The 22,262-nt window shown below is 43.4% G+C and carries 11 protein-coding genes; 1 reads left to right on the top strand and 10 read right to left on the bottom strand.

Annotated elements, in window-relative coordinates:
* Position 1 precedes the first annotated feature (1 nt).
* From BUC12_RS19015 to BUC12_RS18990, 6 genes are all read right to left on the bottom strand, one after another.
* On the bottom strand, positions 2–304 hold the full coding sequence (locus tag BUC12_RS19015; protein WP_062184723.1) for a hypothetical protein: 303 nt from the start codon (positions 302–304) through the stop codon (positions 2–4).
* A gap of 10 nt (positions 305–314) precedes the next feature.
* Positions 315–1,655 (bottom strand): glucuronyl esterase domain-containing protein, encoded by a 1,341-nt coding sequence (locus BUC12_RS19010; RefSeq protein WP_062184726.1) that lies wholly within the window; start codon positions 1,653–1,655, stop codon positions 315–317.
* Between the two features lie 111 nt (positions 1,656–1,766).
* Complete coding sequence (locus tag BUC12_RS19005; protein ID WP_062184728.1) at positions 1,767–4,361, bottom strand: glycosyl hydrolase 115 family protein; 2,595 nt, start codon at positions 4,359–4,361, stop codon at positions 1,767–1,769.
* A 329-nt stretch (positions 4,362–4,690) separates the two neighbouring features.
* A complete protein-coding gene (locus tag BUC12_RS19000) occupies positions 4,691–7,237 on the bottom strand; it encodes a glycosyl hydrolase 115 family protein (protein ID WP_082141953.1) in 2,547 nt (848 codons plus the stop codon).
* Between the two features lie 253 nt (positions 7,238–7,490).
* The gene (locus BUC12_RS18995; RefSeq protein WP_062184732.1) at positions 7,491–9,446 is read right to left on the bottom strand and encodes a RagB/SusD family nutrient uptake outer membrane protein; all 1,956 of its coding nucleotides are present in this window, start codon (positions 9,444–9,446) and stop codon (positions 7,491–7,493) included.
* A gap of 20 nt (positions 9,447–9,466) precedes the next feature.
* Complete coding sequence (locus BUC12_RS18990) at positions 9,467–12,511, bottom strand: SusC/RagA family TonB-linked outer membrane protein (RefSeq protein WP_062184735.1); 3,045 nt, start codon at positions 12,509–12,511, stop codon at positions 9,467–9,469.
* Between the two features lie 357 nt (positions 12,512–12,868).
* On the opposite strand from BUC12_RS18990, the gene BUC12_RS18985 reads away from it, so the two are divergent.
* Positions 12,869–16,885 (top strand): hybrid sensor histidine kinase/response regulator transcription factor, encoded by a 4,017-nt coding sequence (locus tag BUC12_RS18985; protein ID WP_062184738.1) that lies wholly within the window; start codon positions 12,869–12,871, stop codon positions 16,883–16,885.
* Between the two features lie 533 nt (positions 16,886–17,418).
* Here BUC12_RS18985 and BUC12_RS18980 read toward each other — a convergent pair.
* The 4 genes from BUC12_RS18980 to mobC all read right to left on the bottom strand — a co-directional run.
* Positions 17,419–18,471, bottom strand: coding sequence for a tyrosine-type recombinase/integrase (locus BUC12_RS18980; RefSeq protein WP_062184742.1), 1,053 nt, complete (start codon positions 18,469–18,471; stop codon positions 17,419–17,421).
* Positions 18,452–19,417 carry a tyrosine-type recombinase/integrase gene (locus BUC12_RS18975; RefSeq protein ID WP_062184745.1) on the bottom strand — a complete coding sequence of 322 codons (966 nt, stop codon included), beginning with the start codon at positions 19,415–19,417 and terminating at the stop codon, positions 18,452–18,454. Before BUC12_RS18975 ends, BUC12_RS18980 begins: the two co-directional genes overlap by 20 nt.
* A complete protein-coding gene (locus BUC12_RS18970; RefSeq protein WP_062184748.1) occupies positions 19,407–20,636 on the bottom strand; it encodes a tyrosine-type recombinase/integrase in 1,230 nt (409 codons plus the stop codon). The genes BUC12_RS18975 and BUC12_RS18970 overlap by 11 nt, the downstream gene beginning before the upstream one ends.
* Positions 20,637–20,732: 96 nt before the next feature.
* Positions 20,733–22,262 (bottom strand): conjugal transfer protein MobC (gene mobC, locus BUC12_RS18965; RefSeq protein ID WP_073357344.1); only part of this gene is annotated, 1,530 nt, incomplete at its 5' end.

The raw sequence follows: 22,262 nt of genomic DNA, 5'->3' as shown, positions 1-22,262 counted from the left end.
TTTAAAACTTAATATTTTGAAGATAGAAGTAATCGGAAGACTCCAAATATCGCTGTAATACAAGCGGTCGACGTCTATTTCCAAGGTGACGTAATGGCATCGTATCCGGAACAATGAGCGTCAATCGACTGGTTTCACCGATAAAGCCAGATTGAACCGTATCTGTTGCGATACCGCTATTCAGGATAAAAACATATTCTTTCCCCGCCATATAGGGAAAATAAATATTGATATTTTGAGCGGAAAATCCGCCGCATATGCAACAAAAAATGATTACTAAAACAGTCTTTGCCGATGATTTCATATAATATTATTTAATTATTTCCGACAAAGCTTGCTGGAGTGATACGCCAATCCTTGATCCAGGACTGATAGTTTACATCCTGAAAAGGAGAAGTTAAAATATTCGTATCTGTCGTTTCACCATACAAAAACCGTTTGATAAACTTATCCGCAGCGTCAACCTGGCTGGCGGGTGCATTACAGTGGTTGTGATCGCCCATGAAATCAAATCCGATACGGTCTTCAACGCCAAACTTTTTCCATACTTCGCGGGCAGCCATAGCAGAAACGTACCCGGACGGGTCGGCCAGCCATTCGATGGTGGCATTTCCCAAAATTAAAACGGCGCGGGGAGCGATCATGGCAATCAGTTCATGATGGTCGTGCGGCAAGCGGTCTGTTTTTCCTGCAAAATTATCTTTCATCGACGGCAAAAACCACGAATAATCTGTGTTGTCTATTTTTTCGACTTTTCCTATGGCTTCCGAAACTCGCCATGCAGCAGCGCCTCCTCCGCCTGGTTCCTGGGCAATAGTAAGCGCAATGCGTTCGTCAAACGCACCGCCGAACAAGGCTAGTTTTCCATAGCGGGAACAGCCGGTTATAGCAATGTGTGCCAAATCAATATTTATTTGCGACTGAATCAATTCCAAACCGTCAATGATACGGCTCGCGCCCCAGGACCAGGCAGCGTAGTGACCGCCTTGAATTCCGTACAAGTCGTAAAATGCACCGGTATTTGGTTTGCCATCGATACCTACTTGGCTGGGATTGTAATTAATTTGTATGCAATTGGCAAAGAGCGAAGCGGGCAAACTACCGGTAGCGCCACTAACCCCTATCACAGCGGGAAAGGGTCCAGCTCCGTCAGGTATATTTATGGTGGAAGACAAAGTAAGTGTTTTTCCGTTTTCAACGATTGTTACAAGAAGAAAATGGTCTTTGTGTTCTACGGGGATGAAATTATTCGCGTTAAGACGCCATTTCGGGTCTGACTGATCAATATTTAGCCAGTTGGGTTCTTGAATGGTATACACCGAATCTCGTGTCAAAGCCGCAGTGATACTTGTCGGGCGAGCAGGTCTGAATCCGATTTCATACTTTTCTATTTCCAATTTAATTTCGTTGCGCCGGCACGGCCAATCCTCCAAAGTATTGATGACCCCATGTCCGTCCGACCACTCAAATGGGTTCGGCAAGAGAACAACCGAAGGCGATTCATTGGCAGGCGGCAGAGAAGGTGCCGGATAACTTACTCCAGAGTTTTCAACCGAGTACACAAGGGGAATATTCTGGGCGTTCACTGCAATTCCCCACAGGCAAAAAAACATAGATACACAAAGCATATTTCTTATAAGTAACAGATTTTTCATGTGAATAAAATTTTAAAAAAATGTGTAAATCATTTATTTATTAAATATTCCCTTCTTTATTTCGGTATTTAAAATATTATTAATTAACATTTTATAGAGTCCATAAAAAGTTTAGATGACTTCATCATCCATAGTAGCCCTCTTATTGGGAGATTCATTCATGAATAAATATGTTTCCTGATATCCTCCCAGGTCAATTACTATTTTCTCAAAAACAATACTTGGTTCCAAGGGTTTCAGAACAAGAGAATACATGTTGTCTGATGCTGTCGGGAGTTTGAGCTTTACATGTTTTTTCACTACACGCCGGGCTACAGTGGGATAAAATACGCTATATACATTCTGAGGGCTTTCATTCAGATCGGCATTGAAATTAACAATCTGTTCTTCGCACCCTGTAAAACCCACACTATATCTGTGCCCTTCCGGATTATGAAATGCCAATGTTGATTTGACTATCACGTGCACCGTTACCGAATCAATTCCTTGAGGAAGTTGCATTCTATACAAAAGAGAAGCACCATCCACCGATTCCGTATAAGGCATCAGGGCTACCCCGCTCAAAGTACGTCCCATGTATGGAAATGTTGTCCATGCTGTTTCCTTTGCTTTCGTCGCCTTGAAGTAATGTTCGGCTTCCATAGAAACAACCCCGTTACGGGATGTAAAGATGTATCCGCCTGTCGCTTTTTCCGGATTTTCAATACGAAATATTTCCGGCATTGTATCTTTAGGAAAATTATCATTCCATGAAGTGTAGCCAATCTTCTTTTGTGTCATCATCCCTTTCCACTTGCCGTTTGACATAGTTTCGTTATATTCCCGACATAGTTTGGCATCCCGCTTGAATGTTTCTTCGACTTTATCAGCCCACTCATTAGCCTGAGGATTATTTTCCTTATATAACTTATGGTTCATTGCCTGGGCATAATACATCTCATAAAGATTGGACATTGCCTGTACCGGAAACAGGATCAATTGTTTATAAGCATCCTTATATTCAGGTTTAAGGGTAAAGTATTGGCGGAGTGCTTCCATTTCAAGTTTACAATATTCATCGGACACCTGCTTCCATTCTCCTGTTTCAACATTGTAGGTATTACGATCCAACATTTCGGGCGTAACACGTCCATTATATTTACTATATAAATTAAGAATGCGGGCTGCTTCGTCCGCCTGATTCTCACCGAATTGCTGCGCACAGAACTGACGCGTATGTTCTAATAAATTATTCACGGTAAAACTTTTCGGATTCCATGCCATGTCCAGAAACAAGGTGATAGGATATTCCATCGGCTTAAGATCACCGACATTAAGCACCCAGAGTTTATCCACCCCATAGCCATAAGTCAGTTGCATCTGTTCCCATAGATTCTGTATCGGAGTTACGTTTAACCATTTATAATTTCTGGGAGCGCCCACATAATCCACATGATAATACATACCCCAACCTCCCGGATGTTTCCTTTCCTGTTCATTTGGCAAACGTCGCACGTTACCCCAGTTGTCGTCACAAAGCAACATGATAACATCATCGGGTGCTCGCAATCCCATATCATAGTAACGTTGGACTTCCTTGTAAATAGCCCACACTTGGGGACGTTTCTCCGGCGCTTTACCAGTAACATCCTTTATTATCTGCCTTTGGTTTTTGATTATCTTTTTAAGCAGGTTGACATTTTGCTCATCTTGGGGCACCTGTTTGTCATCTTCACCTTCTTTGCCTCCCATGGGTGTATCACCGTCACCACGCATGCCGATTGTTATAAGGTCTTCCGTACCAACGGCACGTTCAATGCCTTCACGGAAAAATTTATCAATCACCTTTTGATTGATATTGTAGTCCCATACACCATATTCCTTTCTTTTTCTAGCCCACTCCTGATGATTACGTGCCATTGGTTCATGATGGGATGTGCCCATAATAATTCCCATTTCGTTGGCCGTCTTACTATTTTCCGGATCATCAGCATAGAAACTCCAACTCCACATGGCAGGCCATAAGAAATTACCTCGAAGACGGAGGATCAGTTCGAACACACGCGCATAAAATCGGTGGTCTCCATATTTTGTGCTGTAAGTATTATACACCCAACCGGTAAGGCAAGGCGCTTCATCATTCAAAAATATACCACGATATTTCACAGCAGGCTCTCCTGCTGTATAACTTCCGTGGGTAATAGATAAATTTTGCTGCTGCTCCACAGGAACATCCGCCCAATCATACCACGGGGATACGCCTATTTGTTCGGATAGTTCATATATACCGTATATTGTACCACGCTTGTCGCCACCGGCAATTACTAAAGCTTCATTAACTCCGGACAATGGATTATCAACTACTGTCATCAGGTATTTTTCATTTTTACCCTTTAGCTGTGTTTCGTCAATCTTCTTGTTTGCAACCAATTCTCTGATATAGCGGCTGCCGAGCGTGCCTACTATTATCAGCCTGTTTGCTTCAGGTTTGAACAATAAGGATGCTCGATTGCCCGATACACGAGCGAAATCAGCCTGGAGATTATTTGCGGCAATCACCACGCCCGGATCTTCACTCTCGTCTATCAAGATAGCTGTAGGTATTCCGCGTTCAACGAGTGCAAACCTGTCCGTTGACAGTTCACTAAATGTAATTCCCTTATTGTCTATTGCCCATATGTTTAGACTAAACAATATTGATAGCAATACAAAAATATTTTTTTTCATACTTAAATTCTTTTTCTTGCCGCATTCAACACAGAGAGGTCCTTTGCAGGAAAGCGGTATTATTATTTTCGTTATTATCATCTGAACATCCATCCTCGGCAAAATGGACCAAGTATGCACAGACAATATTTATTGTCAATTCTTTTTTATTTTGACCAAATGTATGTTTCTGGGACCAACTTGTACACCTGAAGCATTACTGAGACAGAAAGCGACTAATTGATCGTGCTCCACCGTCCCCGGAAATGATATGGATATGATAATTGCAAGCAGAAATATTATCTTGCGCCGGGTAAATCTATGCGTGGACTGTGGCATTTGTTAAAGCGTTATTTGTATTCGCTTTCGGGTGCACCGAGATAGGTCGGTTTCAAGCCGCCAAAGTCAAGCATGATTTTCTCAAACACAATTCCAGGTTCGAGAACTCTGATACGCAATGTATGATTGCCCGATTCTCCAAAATTGAGTTTCGTAGCGGACTTTATAATGCGGTAACCTTGCCAGTCGCCAAGTTCACCTTTATAGTGTCCATTGAAATTTACGACTGTTTCCGTGCCACCGTCCACTGAAAGAGCGAATCGAAGACCTTTGTTCGCATTGAAGTTCAAAGTAGGAGCAAGCCAGATGTTTGCAGTTGCCTCGCCGTCAGTTTGGGTTCGGACGTTATATTCGATGTAGATATTGTCAACATCCTTAGGATAAGCATTGGCAGGCATGGTGGTTACACCAGACTTTGTACGACCCAGGTTTGGAATTACTTCCCAATGTATCTGTCCGTTGCCGTTTGACTTCGCAAAATTCTCCGCTTCGATGGAGATGTATTTGTCTTTTTCAATAAAGATCTTTTCTTTGGGGACTTCACGCAGCACATATTCCACTTTTGGCATGATGCTGGTGGCAGGGTCATTCCATTGCGTATAACCGATACGCACCTGGTCCATCTGATGCGCCCATTTTCCGTCGGCAATATCTTTATTATAGTGCTCGGTAAGTTGAGCGTCGCGGGCAAAACATTCTTTCGCTTTATCGGCAAAAGCATTGGCCCGGGAATCATTTTTTGCAGCGTAAAAACCATTCATCGCCACTGCATAGTACATTTCGTAGAGATTGCAAACTGCGTTTACAGGGAAAAGCACCAATTCGTCGAAAGCATCTCTTGCATCGGCAGGCAACAGGTTATAAATACGGAAAGCGTCGATGGCAAGCGAACGATAATCGTTCAGCACCCGTTCAAATTCTTCGTAATTATCCAGGCTGTACGTTGTAGAAGTAAGTAATTCGGGTGTTACGCGGGTGGCGTACTGCGTGTGAAGATTCATCAGACGGGCGGCCTCTTTGGCGTATTTCTCCCCAAACTGTTCAGTGCACCATTGTTCGTTCCATTGTTCTAGATTTTGGGCATGGAAACGTTTGGGATTCCAGGCCATGTCCAGAAAAAAAGAAATGGGATATTCCATGGGTTTGAGGTCGCCGACATTTACCACCCAGATTTGACGTACCCCGTGCGTATAACACAGATTCATTTGTTCCCAAGTACGGGAAATTTGACTGACATTAAGCCATTTGCAGTTTCGCGGAGCGCCCACATAATCGAAATGATAATACATTCCATAACCGCCTTTCCTCGGTTTAGCGTCGATATCGGGTAATTTACGCACATTCCCCCAGTTGTCGTCGCAGAGCAAAAGCGTTACGTCGTCGGGCACACGCATTCCCCGGTCATAATAATCCTGTACTTCCTTATACAAAGCCCACGCCTGCGGAGTTTCTTCGGCTTTTTTGCCTGTCACATTCTGGATAATCTGCCGTTGGCTTTTCACGATGTTTTCGAGCAGTGAAAGGTTCGGCATGGGACTCATAGCTTCATCGCCGTCGCCACGCATACCTATGGTGACTATCTTTTCGTAATTCTTCATACGTTCCATTCCGCCTTTCCAGAATTTATCGAGAACAGTGGAATTAGTCTGATAGTTCCAACTGCCCGAACCGAATACTTTCCATTCTTCGTGGGCGCGTCCCATGGGTTCGTGATGCGAGGTACCGATGACTATTCCCATATCATTGGCCAGTTCTCCGTTGCGCGGATCATCGTAATAGAACATATTTCCCCACATAGCAGGCCAGAGGAAATTGCCTTTCAGGCGCAGAATGAGTTCAAACATGTGTTCGTACATCTTTGAGTTTACGCCGCCAAACTTTTCCTTACACCAACCCTGAAATGCCGGTGCTTCGTCGTTAATGAAGATGCCGCGATAACGTACCTGCGGTTCTCCGTCAGTATAAACACCCGGTTTCACAAACAGATTCGCCTGATGTCTGACAGGAACGTCGGCCCACCAATACCACGGAGATACGCCTATCTGACGGGAAATTTCGTAAATACCGTAAATGGTTCCTCGTTTGTCACTGCCTGCCACCACCATGATATGGTCGGCGAAGTTGATATTTTCATCTTTCAGCGTGGTGATTATGTATTTCTCGGTTTTCCCGCGTAACTGGCTGCCGTCTATTTTCCCTTCCGAAACAAGGCGGTCGATAATTTTCGACTGGCCTATTGTGCCTATCACCACCGCATTAGGTTTAAATGTCAACGGATGGTATCCGGTCACCCTGAAAATATCTTCGCACAAATCGCCCACAGCACGTTGTACGCCTTTGTCGTCCTCGTCTGAAATCACGTTTGCAGGCATTCCGTTATTCGCCAAAGGGAAATATCCGTCGACAGCTTCATTGAAAACAAACTTTTCAACGCCAAAAAAACTGGAATGCTCTTGTTGTGCAAGTTTACAGTCATACTTGTTAACTTCCTGTGCCGACAATGAAAGTATCGTTACAAGAAACACCGATAATAAAATTATTTTTTTTATTCTATTCATTTTATAGTTGTTTCTTTGTCTTATAAAACCGTTATTTCGACCAATTTCAGCGATTTGCTATCGGAACTCTCCATAGGTGTCCCCGTCAGGTTTACCAGCGTGCCGAACACGAGTACCTCCGCCAGCAAGTATCTTTTTGTTGTATGGTCATATATAAAGACGTAAAGGTCGGTCGAAAAGAAAAAAACCGCAGACTAAGCGTTAGCCTTGTCTGCGGCTTACAACCTTATTACCCTAAAACCTTATTAAAAGATCAATTGTATCCCGGATTCTGATAAGCTTTTTTGTATGCCTCGTCTCCTTCAAGCGCGTTGAGCTGGCCGGTAGGGATGGGGCGGAGGTAGTGCCACTTCTCGATCTTGCGCTCGTAAGTCTGTACCATGTGGTCGGTCGAGGGTGTTGATCCTTGTATTCTTCCGGCAATCTTGAATGTGCCAGCTACTTCTGCCCACTTCTGCGTGCGCACGAGGTCGAACCAGCGGACGCCTTCGCCGAAGTATTCGCGACTACGTTCAGCAAGGATGTAGTCGATGGTGATAGTGGCGGGCGTAGCGGCTGTCATGGCTGCGCTGTTGTCTTCAGTCTTTTCTTTATTGCCGTTGTTGTTCCAGCGCCATTTGCCTGCACGGGCACGGATGATGTTCACCAGTCCACGAGGGGTACCATCGTTGGCATAGATGCCACTGACAGCTTTTGTAGTAGCTCCTTTCACGGCTGCTTCGGCGGCGGTGAGGAAGAAATCAGAGAAGTAGGCAAGGTTCCACGGACGGGTGCTGGGGGCGTTGGGCTGTCCAAGACCACCGTTGTTGTCGGTGCGGTAGGGACCGATCTTCCAAAGTCCGGGGTAATATTTATTGTTGTAGTTAGCGAGCGAAATGATGTAGTCGGCACGTCCGGGGATAGTTCCGCCTACGCTGCTACCGTAGGTAAGTCCCTCGCACTCTTCGGCAGGCAGGAAGCTGAGGACAGCATCGCCCATACGTACGGGCAGGCCATTGGCGGCTGTCTTCGTTTCAGACTTATCAGTTCCTTTCGCCCAATTGGCACGCCATACGGTGACGAAGGTGCCGTCGAAGCGGGAGTCGTTGGTCTTGTCAGCAAAGGTGTTCTCGAATACGCCGATAGGAGGTGCCATGCGAGTCCACGGGCGGCCGAAGGCCTGTGCTACTTCACGCTGCAGGAGTCCTCCGCCCAAGTCTTGGTAGTTACAAGTGACGAACCAAACGATGCAATTTCCCGCTTTACCTGGGTCTTCATAAGAGAAACTAGCACCATTGTAGAATTCGCTAGTTTCGGTGTGGTCGGCATAGAGCAACACTTCGGAGTTGCGGTCATTGGAACCAAGGTGTACATCGTAATAAGTGGGCTGCAATCCGTAGGGACCAGGATTGGCGATGCCTTCAAGGGCGGTGTCATACGCCAGCTGGTAGTATTGCGCCGCGCTCTTGCCATCGGGGTCGTTGCGCGGAGTTTCGGGATAGGTCGGGATGTCTCCGGGGTTCTCCAGCCACCATGCGTAGGTGAGGTATGCCTTGGCAAGAAAGAAGCGGGCGGTGGTCTTGGTCACCGTACCGGTGCGACGCGGAGTTTCGGGTAGTTGTTCCACAGCAAGTTTCAAGTCGGGGAAGATGGCTTTAGTATAGACTTCGGGCACGGTGTTGCGTACGCTGGTACGGCTGGGTGTGCTGTTGAACTTCAGTTCGCCGGAGCCGAGGTCGAGGGGTACACCGCCAAAAGTCTGTACAAGCTGGAAGTAGTCGTAGGCACGGAAGAAACGTGCTTCGGCTATCAGAGCATCGGACACGCCAGCTGCTCCGCCGTTTTCAATCACGCCACTTGCGGTATTAATGTTACTGAAAGAGTTTACCCAAAGGACATCACTACGGCTGCTGGAGTTGGTGAGGGTGCCCACAGGCTGGCCGTCAGAAGTGATGGAGAGATCCATAGCCTTGTTGTTGCCGTCGCCGACATTTCCAACGGTGTATTCATCGGTGCCGTGTTCTAGTGCAGTGTAGTAATACCCGCCATAGATGTAGCGCAGGTGGGCGTACATAGAGGTGACACCGCCCTCCACACCGATCCTAGTAGTGAAGAACGTAGGGTCATAGTTACTGCGTGGTTGCTCGTCCAGTACGTCCGAGCATCCGGTGAGGAACAGCGAAGCAAGCACAGTTCCCAAAAGAAGATTTCTATGTATTATCTTTTTCATATCTTAATCTTTTTAATAGTTTAGAACGTTAAGTTAAGTCCAAACATATAGTTGGTAGTATTGGGCGCATTGCTGCCGACAACGAGCAGTCGTGATTTCAACTGGTTGGTCATTGCCTGATTTTCGTTTCCGTAGGAGTTTGGTTCTGGGTCGCATCCGCTCTCGTCGTAGTAGGGCGAGAAAAAGACGAACGGATTCTGTACGGTGGCATAGAAGCGCAGATTGCTGATGCCGCACTTGTTGGTGAACGATTTGGGTACGTTGTAGCCCAGCGTGATGGTGCGTATCTTGAGGTACGAGGCATCGAAGCGTCCCAACGTACTGCCATACTTTGCATAATCGCCACCGACACCTCCCGGCTTGGGGTACTTGGCGCCGGTGTTTTCAGGTGTCCAGTAGTCCACCTTCACATTACCGAGGCGTCCGGTCAGATTATTAAAATTGCTCGTGTTACCGTAGAGGGTGGAGATAAGGATACCGCCACTTTTGAAGGCACCCACGATGCTGAGGTCGAAGTCCTTGTAAGCCACGCGGGTGTTAAATCCGCCCTGCCACTTGGGTTCCATGCTGATAATCTGGCGGTCTTGGGTTCCGATGGCGCGTGTGGGCAGGCCGTTGGCGTCGTAGTCGCCGGTGTATTTTACCTTGATCATACCGGCGTTGCCGTCCGGCTCGGCGATTTTCCTCGCTGCTTCTTCGCTCTCTTGCCAGAGGCCTACTTTTTCGTAATCATAGACGACATCTATTGGGTGACCGACGAACCACCAGTTGGCTTCATCCCGTTCTGCGCCTGAGGCGAGCGACACGAGTTTGTTGCGGTTACTGTAGAGGTTGATGCCGGCATCCCAGCTCCAGCCGTTTTTGTTCTCGAAGATGACTCCGTTCAGTGAGAGTTCCCAGCCCTTGTTCTGAGTAGCGCCAATGTTGGCCATATACGAACCTACGCCCGCAGTGCCCGGTAGCGACACGGAAAGCAGTACATCCTTGGTGTTCTGCACATAATATTCGAATGTACCGTAGATGCGGCGATTGAGTAGCGAGAAGTCCAACCCGTAGTTCCACGTCTGTGAATACTCCCAGCCGAGGTTGGTGTTGGGCAGTTCGCTCACGTAATAGCCCGTGGCGTAGTCGTCGTTGCCGAAGTTGTATGGGCGCGTGGCGAGCAGTCCGAGGGTTTTATACGGATCAACAGCTTGATTGGATGTTTCGCCATATCCCACGCGCAGTTTTGCCTGGTCAAGCCATTTGAAACCTTCCATAAAGTTTTCTTCGTGAAGGTTCCAGCCAAGAGATACGGCAGGGTAAGTATGCCACTGGTGTCCCTTTGCTAAACGGCTTGATCCATCTGCCCGGAACGTTACGCTTACCATGTACCTATCGTCATAGCCATACATCACGCGGCCCATGTATGACATCAGCCCGTACTGCTGGTAGTCCTGATTACTTGGGTTGACGGTGATTTCGCCCGCTGCGTGGCCCAGATTGTAGTACTGGAAATATTCAGCCGGAATATCCCTTGCAGAAACGGCAGAGCGGTTGTAGGTGGTCTGCTCGGCGGAGTACATGCCCACGGCATTTATGCTATGCTTTCCGAAAGTACGATCATAAGTCAGCATGTTTTCCATCACCCAACTCGTGGTGAGCGAATTGCCGATGGAGGCGGTGGACGGGTTTGTCTCAAGGCCGTTGTTCACGCCTTGTCCAGTAAATGCGCCGTTATTGCCCATGCGGAAGTTCAAACCGAGGTTGATACGGTATTTCAGCCCTTCCACCCACGGGGCTTTTACTTCGCCGTAGATATTGTTGTATGAACCGAACGCTTTGTTCTGCTGTAGCCAGTGGTCGGCGAGGTCTTCTATTACGCTCTTGGTGATCACAAAGGCGTTGGCGTCTTGCTGTGTGCTGACCACTCTCTTCAGCGTGCCATCCTCATTATAAGGATTGATGAGGGGGCTTCTGCTAAGGCTTCCATACAGTCCCAACTGTCCGCCTTCGGTGACGTTGTAAGTGCTGTTCGTCACAAATCCCACCTTAATATATTTACCCACTTCCTGATCGAGCGAGCCGCGGAGCGAGAGACGGGTGTACGCTTGTGTGGGGATTACACCTTGTTCGTTGAAGTAGCCCGTAGAGAAACTGTAATTGTTTGTCTTGCCACCGCCTGTCACGTTGATGTCGTGACTGGTTGTAATGCCCGTCTGGTAGAGTAGTTCCTGCCAGTCAGTGCTCGTGTCTTCGGTTTCATCATGCATAGTCTGGAATTTATTTGCCGCCTTGCGCAGAGCCAAGAACTCCTCGCCGTTCATCATCGGGTACTTCTTGGCTATCTTGATGCCATAATATCCGTTGTAGATTACCTGCGCCTTCTGATCCTTATAGCCCTTATGAGTAGTGATTATCATAACACCATTAGCGCCGCGGGAACCATAGATAGCCGTAGCCGAAGCATCCTTCAGAATGTCTAAGCTCTTGATGTCGCTTGGATTAATATCCGAAATACTGCCTGCAAATGGAATACCGTCCAATACAATCAATGGGTCGTTGCTGGCATTCAGCGAACGTATACCACGAATACGTATTTGCATAGATGATCCCGGTTTGGAAGACGTTTGCTGCATCTCCACGCCTGCCACGCGGCCTTGCAATGCAGAGGAAAAATTGCCTGTCTGGATCTGACGTATATCATCGCCACGTATAGATGCTACTGAACCTGTTACAGCCTCTTTGCGTTGCGTGCCATATCCGATAACAACCACGTCTCCGAGTACCTTGGTGTCTTCCTCCAGCACAACTGTTAATGAAGGTTGCCCGTTCACCAGGATTTCCTGAGATACATACCCTATATAAGAAACAACCAACATCGCATTCCTGGGAACATTAAGAGAAAAGTTCCCGTCGATATCACTGATGATACCATTGGTGGTACCTTTTTGCGACACGCTGGCACCTATAATCGGTTCGCCATTTGTGTCTTTCACCACGCCCTTTATCACTATATTCTGTGCAGATGCACATACGGACATCAGACATAATAAAACAATAAACTTAAATTTGATATAATTCATAATATTAAAAAATAATTAACAACTTAGAAAATTTGGAGAAAGAAGATGAGCATGCAAAATCTCATTTTATTTAAGGCTAACTTGACTTTTCCATAGGCATTACTTCATTTATAGGTTAAACAATTTATATTCTGCTCCTTATTTTTAAGATGGTTCTACGCCTCTTAAAAGAAACATTACAAAGTTAGGATGGTTTTTTTACACAACTGCCCCAAATGTTGCATATGTATTTGAATTCATCTCACATATAACTTTTGTGTAACTTATTTATACTCTGGCGTCACATACCTTATTCTGTATTTTACCATTCACTTATTTTTTATTAGATTTGTTCTTCGCATAAGAAAAACAATACACATGAAATTTTTTTTGCTGATTATCATTATTAATTTAATGGGGATTTTTCCTACGTTGGCTGATAATACTCGTATTTACGATTTAAGTCAGTTCAACTGCAACAAGATCAATATCGTAGCTCAAGACAGCACAGGCTTTGTATGGGTAGGTACTGATTATGGCTTGAACCGCTTTGACGGCATACACTTCATACGCTATAACCATCGGAAAGAAGACAAGTCATCCCTACTGAATAATGTTGTTCAATCGCTGCTAACCGATCGTGATAAGCGGCTTTGGGTTGGCACAAATAACGGGCTGCAATATTATGATCCTGACATGGACAGTTTCGTTACTATCCATACGGAATATGCTGTTTCCGTAACGGGCATAGTGCATCTGCGTAACGGTCAAATATGGTTCATCACTTCTGGACGCGGGGTTTGGGAAGTCGATGTAAAAACTCATAGCGCATTTCCCGTCAAGTGGCTTAATGACATGTATCATGAAGGTTATTACACCTGTATTTATCAAGATACCGAAGGGCGTATCTGGTTAGGCAACAACAAAGGGCTTGTTTGTGCCAACGTGGATACACGAACAAATCTGTCTGTAGGCAAGCTGATTTTAAATGAACAGGTTTCGGGCATTGGGCAGTCCGCGGACAGTACACTTTATGTGGCAACTTCAGTAAAGTTGTTACGACTGAAAGATATAGACGGAAATCCACACTTTGAGGAAATACTAAATACCGGTTCTACATATCTGGTAAAAATGTATATAGCACAGAATGGCACCATTTATCTGGGAACAAATGGACAAGGATTAAAATATATTATATCCGGGATGAAGCAGATACAAGCGGTAATAGGTGCCCAATTGCCGGATTATGTAGGAAAGAATGGTATGTGCAACATGATAATGGAAGACAAACTACATAATTTGTGGATTTCATACGCACACTTCGGATTAATAAAATATTCCAGGCAAGAAACGTCTTTCCGTCATCATGGCATACCTACAGACAATTTCCAGCCTATCACAGCCATCGTTTCTACACCCGATGCAATACTGTGCGGATTCATGTCAACACAAGCTCTCGTGTGTTTCGACAAAAAGAGTTACAGAAAAAAAGAAGTGCCTATTCCAACAAGTGTCCGGGCCATCTTTGCTGATCGTAATCAGACATATTGGATCGGTACATACTTTGGAGGTTTGTTTACTTGGCGGGTAGGCGACCCCAAAGTGACGCATGTACCTGTTTTATCCGGTGAATGGATCAACGCTATCGCAGATGACGAACAAGGTAATATATATCTATCAGTTTTTGGGAAAGGCCTGAAACGTTATCATCCGGGAACGCATGAATTATATACGTTTGAGAATAATGAAAAGAACGGACATAAAGAACTTCGCTTGAACAACGACTGGATCAACGTATTGCTACGCGACAGTCGTGGCATGCTTTGGATTGGTCATCATACCGGTATAAACATGTATGACACGCATAAGAAAAAATTTGTCACCTTGCCTTTCGATAATGTACCGTCTTCTGAAATATGCCAAGCATTGCTTGAAGACCATAAGGGAAACATTTGGATCGGAACCAAAAATGCATTATATAAATACACTCTAGGGAAGCGGACTTTGCAATGCTTTACCATTACAGACGGATTATCGAATGATGTAATCTGCAATTTACAGGAAGATGCAGAGGGAAATATCTGGTGTAGTACCCTTAACGGCATAAACCAAATCATGGACGAGGGGCAGAAAATCGTTTGCTACTATGCAGGTAACGGATTGCAAGACAATACTTATTATACGGTCGGATGTCGGGATGATGAAGGGCATATATATTTTGGAGGACATAAAGGTATAACAGATTTTGATCCAGCAAAGATTATGCTTCCCCATTTTTTTAAACCTGTCACAATCACCAATATGTATATCAATGGGAAGAAAGTAAATGTAACCACATTGTCGGGGAAACAGCAAGTAATCACCCGGGCTATTAATTTTGCCGAAGACATTAGCCTGAACTATTATGATAATACACTGGCTTTTGACTTGTCGACAATGGACTTCCGTCCGCCTGAAAATATATACTATGAGTATTGTCTTTCCGGATTTGACGGCAAATGGAATGCCACGGCATCTGGCAATCATGAGATTATATACCATAATCTACCTCCAGGAGACTATACGTTACAACTTCGCGCCTGTGAGAACAATGCGAAATCAGAAATGAAAGAGGTAAAAATAATGATTGCACCGCCATGGTATCAAACAGGATGGGCAAAAGCTATATATCTTCTGATCGTCGTTGCTATGATTCTGCAATTTCTTTATGTATTGAAAAAACGGCGCCGTGATGAAATAAACGAAGCCAAGTTGCAATTCTTTATCAATATTGCCCATGAAATACGTTCACCAATGACTCTTGTCATAAGTCCCCTTGAGGCTCTTCTTAAACGGGAACAAGACCCGATTACTCTGAAAGCCCTGACTACCATACACCGAAACACCAACCGGATTATTCGTCTGATGAATCAGTTACTTGACATACGTAAGATTGATAAGGGGCAGATGAGGCTTGTCTTTTCCGAAATGGACCTTGTCTCCTTTGTTCACGAGCAAATACAATATCTGAAAGATCAGGCAAAAAAACGAAATATTAAACTGACATTCGAACACTATGATGAAGATATCAAAGCATGGATTGACCCGCAGAACTTTGACAAGGTACTCCTAAACCTTTTGGAAAACGCACTGAAATATACGCCGGATGGCGGAGAAGTTACTGTCCGCATAGGCATTCCATCCATAAAAGATAAATCATCCTGCGTATGTATTGAAGTCATGGATACAGGGACGGGTATCGAACCGGATGAGCAGAAAAAAATATTTGAACGTTTCTACCAGATACAGAAACCGGCAACCGCCTCTCGTCTTACAGGGTTCGGCATAGGACTGAATCTCTGCCGCCTGCTGGTGCATCTGCATCATGGAACCATTGAAGTAAAAAACCGGACAGATCGAAGCGGAAGTGACTTTATTGTATGTCTACCGTTGGGTAATCAACATCTGCGCGAAAAGGAAATGGCTACCAACGAAACAACTCCGTTTATCTCGGAAGCGAGAAGTAATTACGCGGACAGCAAAGAAACCCCTGATGCTAAACAAAGGAAACGAACAAACTTTTCATTACTTATAGTAGACGATGAAGAAGAAATACGTAATTATATAACCGAAGAAATGGAAAAGTTATATCGGATGCACATTGCGTGTAATGGGAAAGAAGGCATAAAAATGGCATTGAAATACCATCCGGATATTATCATTTCGGATGTAATTATGCCCGAAATGGATGGCTTCGAACTGCTAAGAACCTTAAAAAACAATTATGAGACCAGTCACATTCCCGTAGTTTTACTTACCTCGAAAACCGAACACGTTGATCGTATAACTGCATTTGAGAAAGGAGCAGATATATATCTGCCTAAACCTTTTAATATAGATGAACTTGACGCTATAGTGGCTAACTTAATTAATAATCGCTTACGGTTAAAAGGGAAATTCGCAGGAAAACATCCGCAGGATAACAGTACAACCTCATTGGATGTAAAAGACAATGATATGGAACTGATACGGAAAATTATGGAAGTGGTTGACCGGCATATAGGAGATCAAGAACTTGCAGTTGAAAAAATAACACAGGAGATAGGGATAAGCCGCGCACAACTTCATCGACGTTTAAAAGAAATAGCCGGTATTTCAGCGGGTGAACTTATCCGAAACGTGAGACTAACCAAAGCTGCCCAGTTATTGAAAGAACAACAAGTAAATGTATCCCAGCTTGCATATGCAGTAGGATATACGAGCCAGTCAAACTTTTCCACTGCGTTTAAAAAATATTTCGGTGTCTCTCCAAAAGAATATGCCGAACAATTGGAAAAGCATGTCAACCAACAGGATGAGCAATTGGATATACTTCAGTACTTAATAAAGAAAAATAATAAGACAAAAAACGAATAATGAGTTTGTTGATTGCGAGCAAGCGTACGGATAACAGAACGCAGTGGGGTGTCCATACTTTTGCCCCGTTATCGCCTAAATTTGCTTTGTAGCCGGATATGAAGTGTAGCAACTCATGCCGGCGAAGCCTTTTGGTATGGAAAGTTACCAGTAACGGAATGGTCTTATTTCCTTCGTTCGATGATTATATACAATGGTCAAATGTTAAGGGAGAGTTTTCCAAGTATATATTGAACACAAAAAAGGGGCTGAACGCAAAAAGATAATTATCACGAATCACTAAAATAGTCAATTTCAGATAAGATAAAGAGAGAGAAGAGCCGGGATGTCTAATCTAATATCCGGTTCTTCCTCTTTTTTTACAATAACTAACTTTTCATCAAATGTTTAAGATTGTCATCATTACTAATCCGTTCTAATAAATCCGAAAGTTTGGATTTACTGGAAAATCGGAACATCAAAAGAATCCAAACTTAAGCCTGTATGCGATTGAATATCAGTATAAATAACCAGATTTAAGTTTGGATTACATTTTACCTTTTTGCGATTTTGTTGAGTCCTAAAAATGAAGCAAGACTATCGGAATCAGTTTTCCATTTTTTAGGGATATGCTGTTTGTTTTCATCTTCCAGCGTGGCTAATGCTTTAGATTCCTGCTCGGTCGTAATGTCCAGATAAGTCATTGTTGTCTCCAAGTTTGCATGTCCAAGTAAAAATGAGATTTGTACGATATTCATTCCATCTTCTAACCAGTGTGAAGCCTTTGCATGCCTGATTTGATGTGCATGTAAATTAATCGGAACATCACTACAAATATGATGTGCAAGGGCTGCATATTTTTTTAACTGTTGATTTACACTTTCGGGAGTCATCTTACCCATTACACCTTTATTTCTTGAATAAAACAAGTAAGCATCCGGATTTGGCTCTGTCGAATGAAAATCTTTCAAATATTTTTTCAAATGAGCCACAGCTTTCGGTAGAATATACAAAGTCCTTATTTTACGTCTTTTGCCAATAACCGTAATATAAGGTTTGTTTGCACCAAGATGCAACTGATTGATTTTTATTGATAAAATTTCATCTATCCTGCCTGCGGTACAGTAAAGGACAACCAATAAGACCAAATCTCGCTGGCCAGTTTTTGTTGAAACATCAGGTATAGACATCAGGGCTTTCATAGCCTCTTTACTCATACCTGTTACTTTTTTCCTAACAACTCTTTGTCTTGGAACCAGCATTGCATTTTGATATAGTGAAAGATATGAGATATCTTTTCCTGCCAGATATTTCAAGAAGGCTCTGATAGAAGTTAAACGAACATTACATGTTTCTCCGCTGCAATCTCGTTTGTTTTTCATCCATAAAATCCATTCTTCGATGTAATTGCGTGAAAAACATTTGCCTGTCAGGGATAGAGAATCAATCCCTTTTTCCTTTTCCAGAAAGTCGGCAAACAATGACAGTGTGATCGTGTGTCTTCTTACAGTGTGTGGGCTGCATGATTGTATTGATGCGGTATATACACAAATCCAGTCATGTATGTGTTTGGCTATCTGGAGAGCCTCATTGGTGACTTTCTTCATCGTTCTGTAGATTTGGTATTATTTGATCAAACGTATCTCCCGTAGCATCCTCAATAATATCCGAGAGACCCGGAACAAAAAAATAGTAATATTTGGTGCTTTCAACATTAGTATGCCCCATACTTTTGCTTAATGATAATAGTTTCATATGAGTCGTTAATCCCTGACCAATCCAACCATTAATGTTTTCCACCGCATAATGATGTCTTAATTCATAGGCTATTGCACTGGCTTTATTGCTTTCATACCAGCATATTCTAAAAATACGGGTTACCCAACTGCTTGGATAACCTTTATTCGACCTTGTCGGGAAAAAGAAAGTTCTGTCAGAAATTATTTTCGATATGGCGACATCATATTTTTTCATTAAATCCAGTATTGTATCGTGAAGTACAACAAAATGTTGATTGTAGCCTTTGGAGTATCTTATATTGACAACACCATTCTCCAAATTCACATCTTCCCTGCGCAACAATCTCGCTTCAGTAGTTCGTATTCCACTACTGTATAAAAGTCGGAAGAACACAGGGACTGTAATTTTTTGTATTTTCCCGATCAATCCATATTTAGCTTTAATAGAATCACATGAGTGAAAGAAATTTTGTAGTTCCTCTACTGTAAAAGCATGTGGTATATAGGTTCTTGGAATAGATTGGGGTGCTGTTGGTATATTTATATCTATCAGCCCTCTTGCCTTAGCATAACGCAAAAAACAGAGTACAGGATAAATTCTTGATATACACGAGTTAGTGGTTTCCGTATCTCTTTTTTTACACCAACGGTCAACCATTGTTTGGGAAAGTGCTTTTGCAGAAGGGTACTCCCTTACGCAATAGCGATCAAAATGGCGGACATTCAATAAATAACTGACGCTATCACGACCGGAAGCTTTTCTGTAAGCGATGTAACCATCTAGGATTTCTGATAAAAAAGATTTAAATACCATTGAACACCTCCTCTTTTATAGGAAAACATTTAATACTCAAAGCACATTCTTTCAGATGAATGAAATCAGCTCCCAGGTATGTGTCAAGAGATTCCGGAGATTGATGTCCCATGGTTCGACTAATAATAGGTTGCTCCACCCCATTTTCCAAGAGCGATGTTGCCAAGTGATGCCGGAAAAGATGAAAACCTTTTTTGTCGCACGGACGATTCCGTATATTAGCTTTCTTCATAATAGTTACACAAATTGTATACAAATTAGGGCTTTGTAGTCTTCTATATGGGACTTTTACCGTTAAAAACACTGTGTTTTCAGACGAATTGGGTCGTTGCTTTGTTATGTAGTCGAAAATGGCATTGCCAACAATCGCCCGCAATGGAAGAACCAGTGGCATTCCGGTTTTTTGCTGAATAATACGGATTAAATCACTCTCCCAATCTATTTGATCGAATGTAAGTGCTCCAATATCACAACAGCGTAATCCCGTATAAAAAACTAGCAAACCGATAGCTCTATTTTGCAGAGAAAGGGACGGATCGTTTTCCAATACAAACTTGATCTTTTCGACCTCTTCTTTAGTGAGATATTGTGTGTTCCTCCTTGTCTTTCGTGCTTCAGGCAAATAGGATGAGATTTTTGAGCATATTCCTGACGGATAGAAAGGGGCACAAATTTTAAACACACATGCTGTTTCTCTTTTGAAATGGTAACTCTGAGAAAGCTTGGTGTCGTTAATGAAAATATCAATCACATTCTTTTCGGTTATGCACTCAAGTGAAAATACTCCCTGTTTTTGTAATCGTGATAAAAAAGAGCATACTGAACATTCATAGCTTTTATGATAATGATAAGGTTCTGCGTAGTTCGATTTTATCACACTACGATACACATCTATAAGATTCTTAAATTCAGCACATAAGCCGTCATAATACGATGACTTATGTGCATGTATTGAACCGTCAGGTACTACAGATTCTAAGACAAACAGTTTGATAACCAATAACATATTGCGTTTATAATTCAACGTATGTTTGTTGGTGTACTTTTCAACACACGTTTGATAGACATCATCGTATGTTTTCCAATGATAATTTTCGGATTCTCTCAGAATCCACAGGCTTTCATTCTTGATATGTCTTATATACTGCCGACTGTAATTATGGTCTTCCATATAAGAAATAAGAAGAGGATACTTGGTTTTTAATTCTAGCAAGTCCATGAGATTTATTTTTATTAAAGTTAAAAATGGACTGCCAAGTTAAATATAAAATCCAAAGAAATGAAAACGCAAAACTCTAAAGATCTGATAGATAAATCAATTTGTTTGGATTCTTTTGATGTTCCGTTTTTCCAGTTCATTTTTCACAATCTGCCCCACATCCGTCTTAATCCGGGTATAATTCTCCTGAATTTCCTGCTCCATCGTATCAACCCCTTCCACATTCATAAAGTCGGTTAAAACAGGGATTTTCTGATACGCCTTCGTTTCGGCCGCCACTTTCGCATTATCCACTACAATTTCACAATGGAATATCTTTTGCTCGATCCGTTCATCGAAGTTATCCGATACAGCCCCGACAAACATGCCCTGCGTCAGGTTGGATATTTTACTGGCGGGAATCAAGCTATCTAACTGCGTACTGATTGATGTCGATTTATCCTGCCTGTTGATAGTCATGGATTGACGCTTCTGCAATACCTTACCGAAGCGTTCCGACAATGTTTTGGCCGATTCACCTACTACCTGACCCGAGAATATATTGCCGACCGTGTTTTGCACAACTTTTGACTCTTTATCCCCATAATCCCTATTGAGCTGCGAAAAATCCTGAAATCCCAGGCAGACAGCCACTTTATTACTGCGGGCAGTAGCGATCAGGTTATCCAACCCCCGGAAATAGATAGTCGGCAACTCATCGATGATAACCGAAGATTTTAGCATTCCCTTCTTGTTTATCAGCTTTACGATACGGCTGTTGTACAAGCCCAGTGCAGCCGAATAAATATTCTGCCTGTCGGGATTATTACCCACACAAAGTATCTTCGGTTCTTTCGGATTGTTGATGTCCAATGTAAAATCATTGCCTGTCATTACCCAGTAGAGCTGTGGGCTTATCATCCTGGACAGGGGGATTTTAGCGGATGCTATCTGGCCCATCAACTGATCAGCAGCGCCTCCTTCCCAAGCGTCCATAAAGGGAGACAGGTAGTTCTCTAACTGGGGATAAGAAGTCAAAATCGGGAATATATCCGCATATTTCTTATTCAGAAACTCAATAGCATGAGGGAAAGTGCAATACCTGCCATTTTCGTATATTTTGAGATACCAGATAATAGCCGCCAGCAGGATAATAGGCGATTCCACAAAGAAGTCCCCCTGCTTTTGAATCCACGTTTTGTTCAAATTTAACATTATTGTATACGAAGCTTCATACGCGTCCGAGATGTCGGTCATAAATTCCGGGGCTATTGGGTTGCACCGGTGGCTCTTTGCCGGATTATCGAAGTTGATGACATAGAATTTCGGTGTTACCTTATATTTATCCATGTTCTTCAATAATTCGTTGTAGGCAATAGTACTCAGGTCATCGAACTTGTAATCGTAGCAATAAAGGGCGAAGCCTTTGGCAATCTGCTGCTTGATAAACGAGTTGACTACGGCATATGACTTTCCCGAACCCGGAGTACCCAGCACAATAGTAGCCCGGAAGGGGTTGACTACATTTATCCAGCCCTTGTTCCACTTTTTCTTATAGAAAAAACGGGTCGGCAGATTGACCGAATACTCGTTCTCCATCAGGCGTGTTTCCTGCATAAAGGATTCGTTCTCCGTATTGAAGACATC

The sequence above is a fragment of the Indolivaga macrotermitis genome (assembly GCF_900128985.1).
Lineage (GTDB): Bacteria > Bacteroidota > Bacteroidia > Bacteroidales > Dysgonomonadaceae > Dysgonomonas_A > Dysgonomonas_A macrotermitis.
Note: the sequence above shows the minus strand (reverse complement) of the source record. Positions and strands in the feature narration are given on the sequence as shown.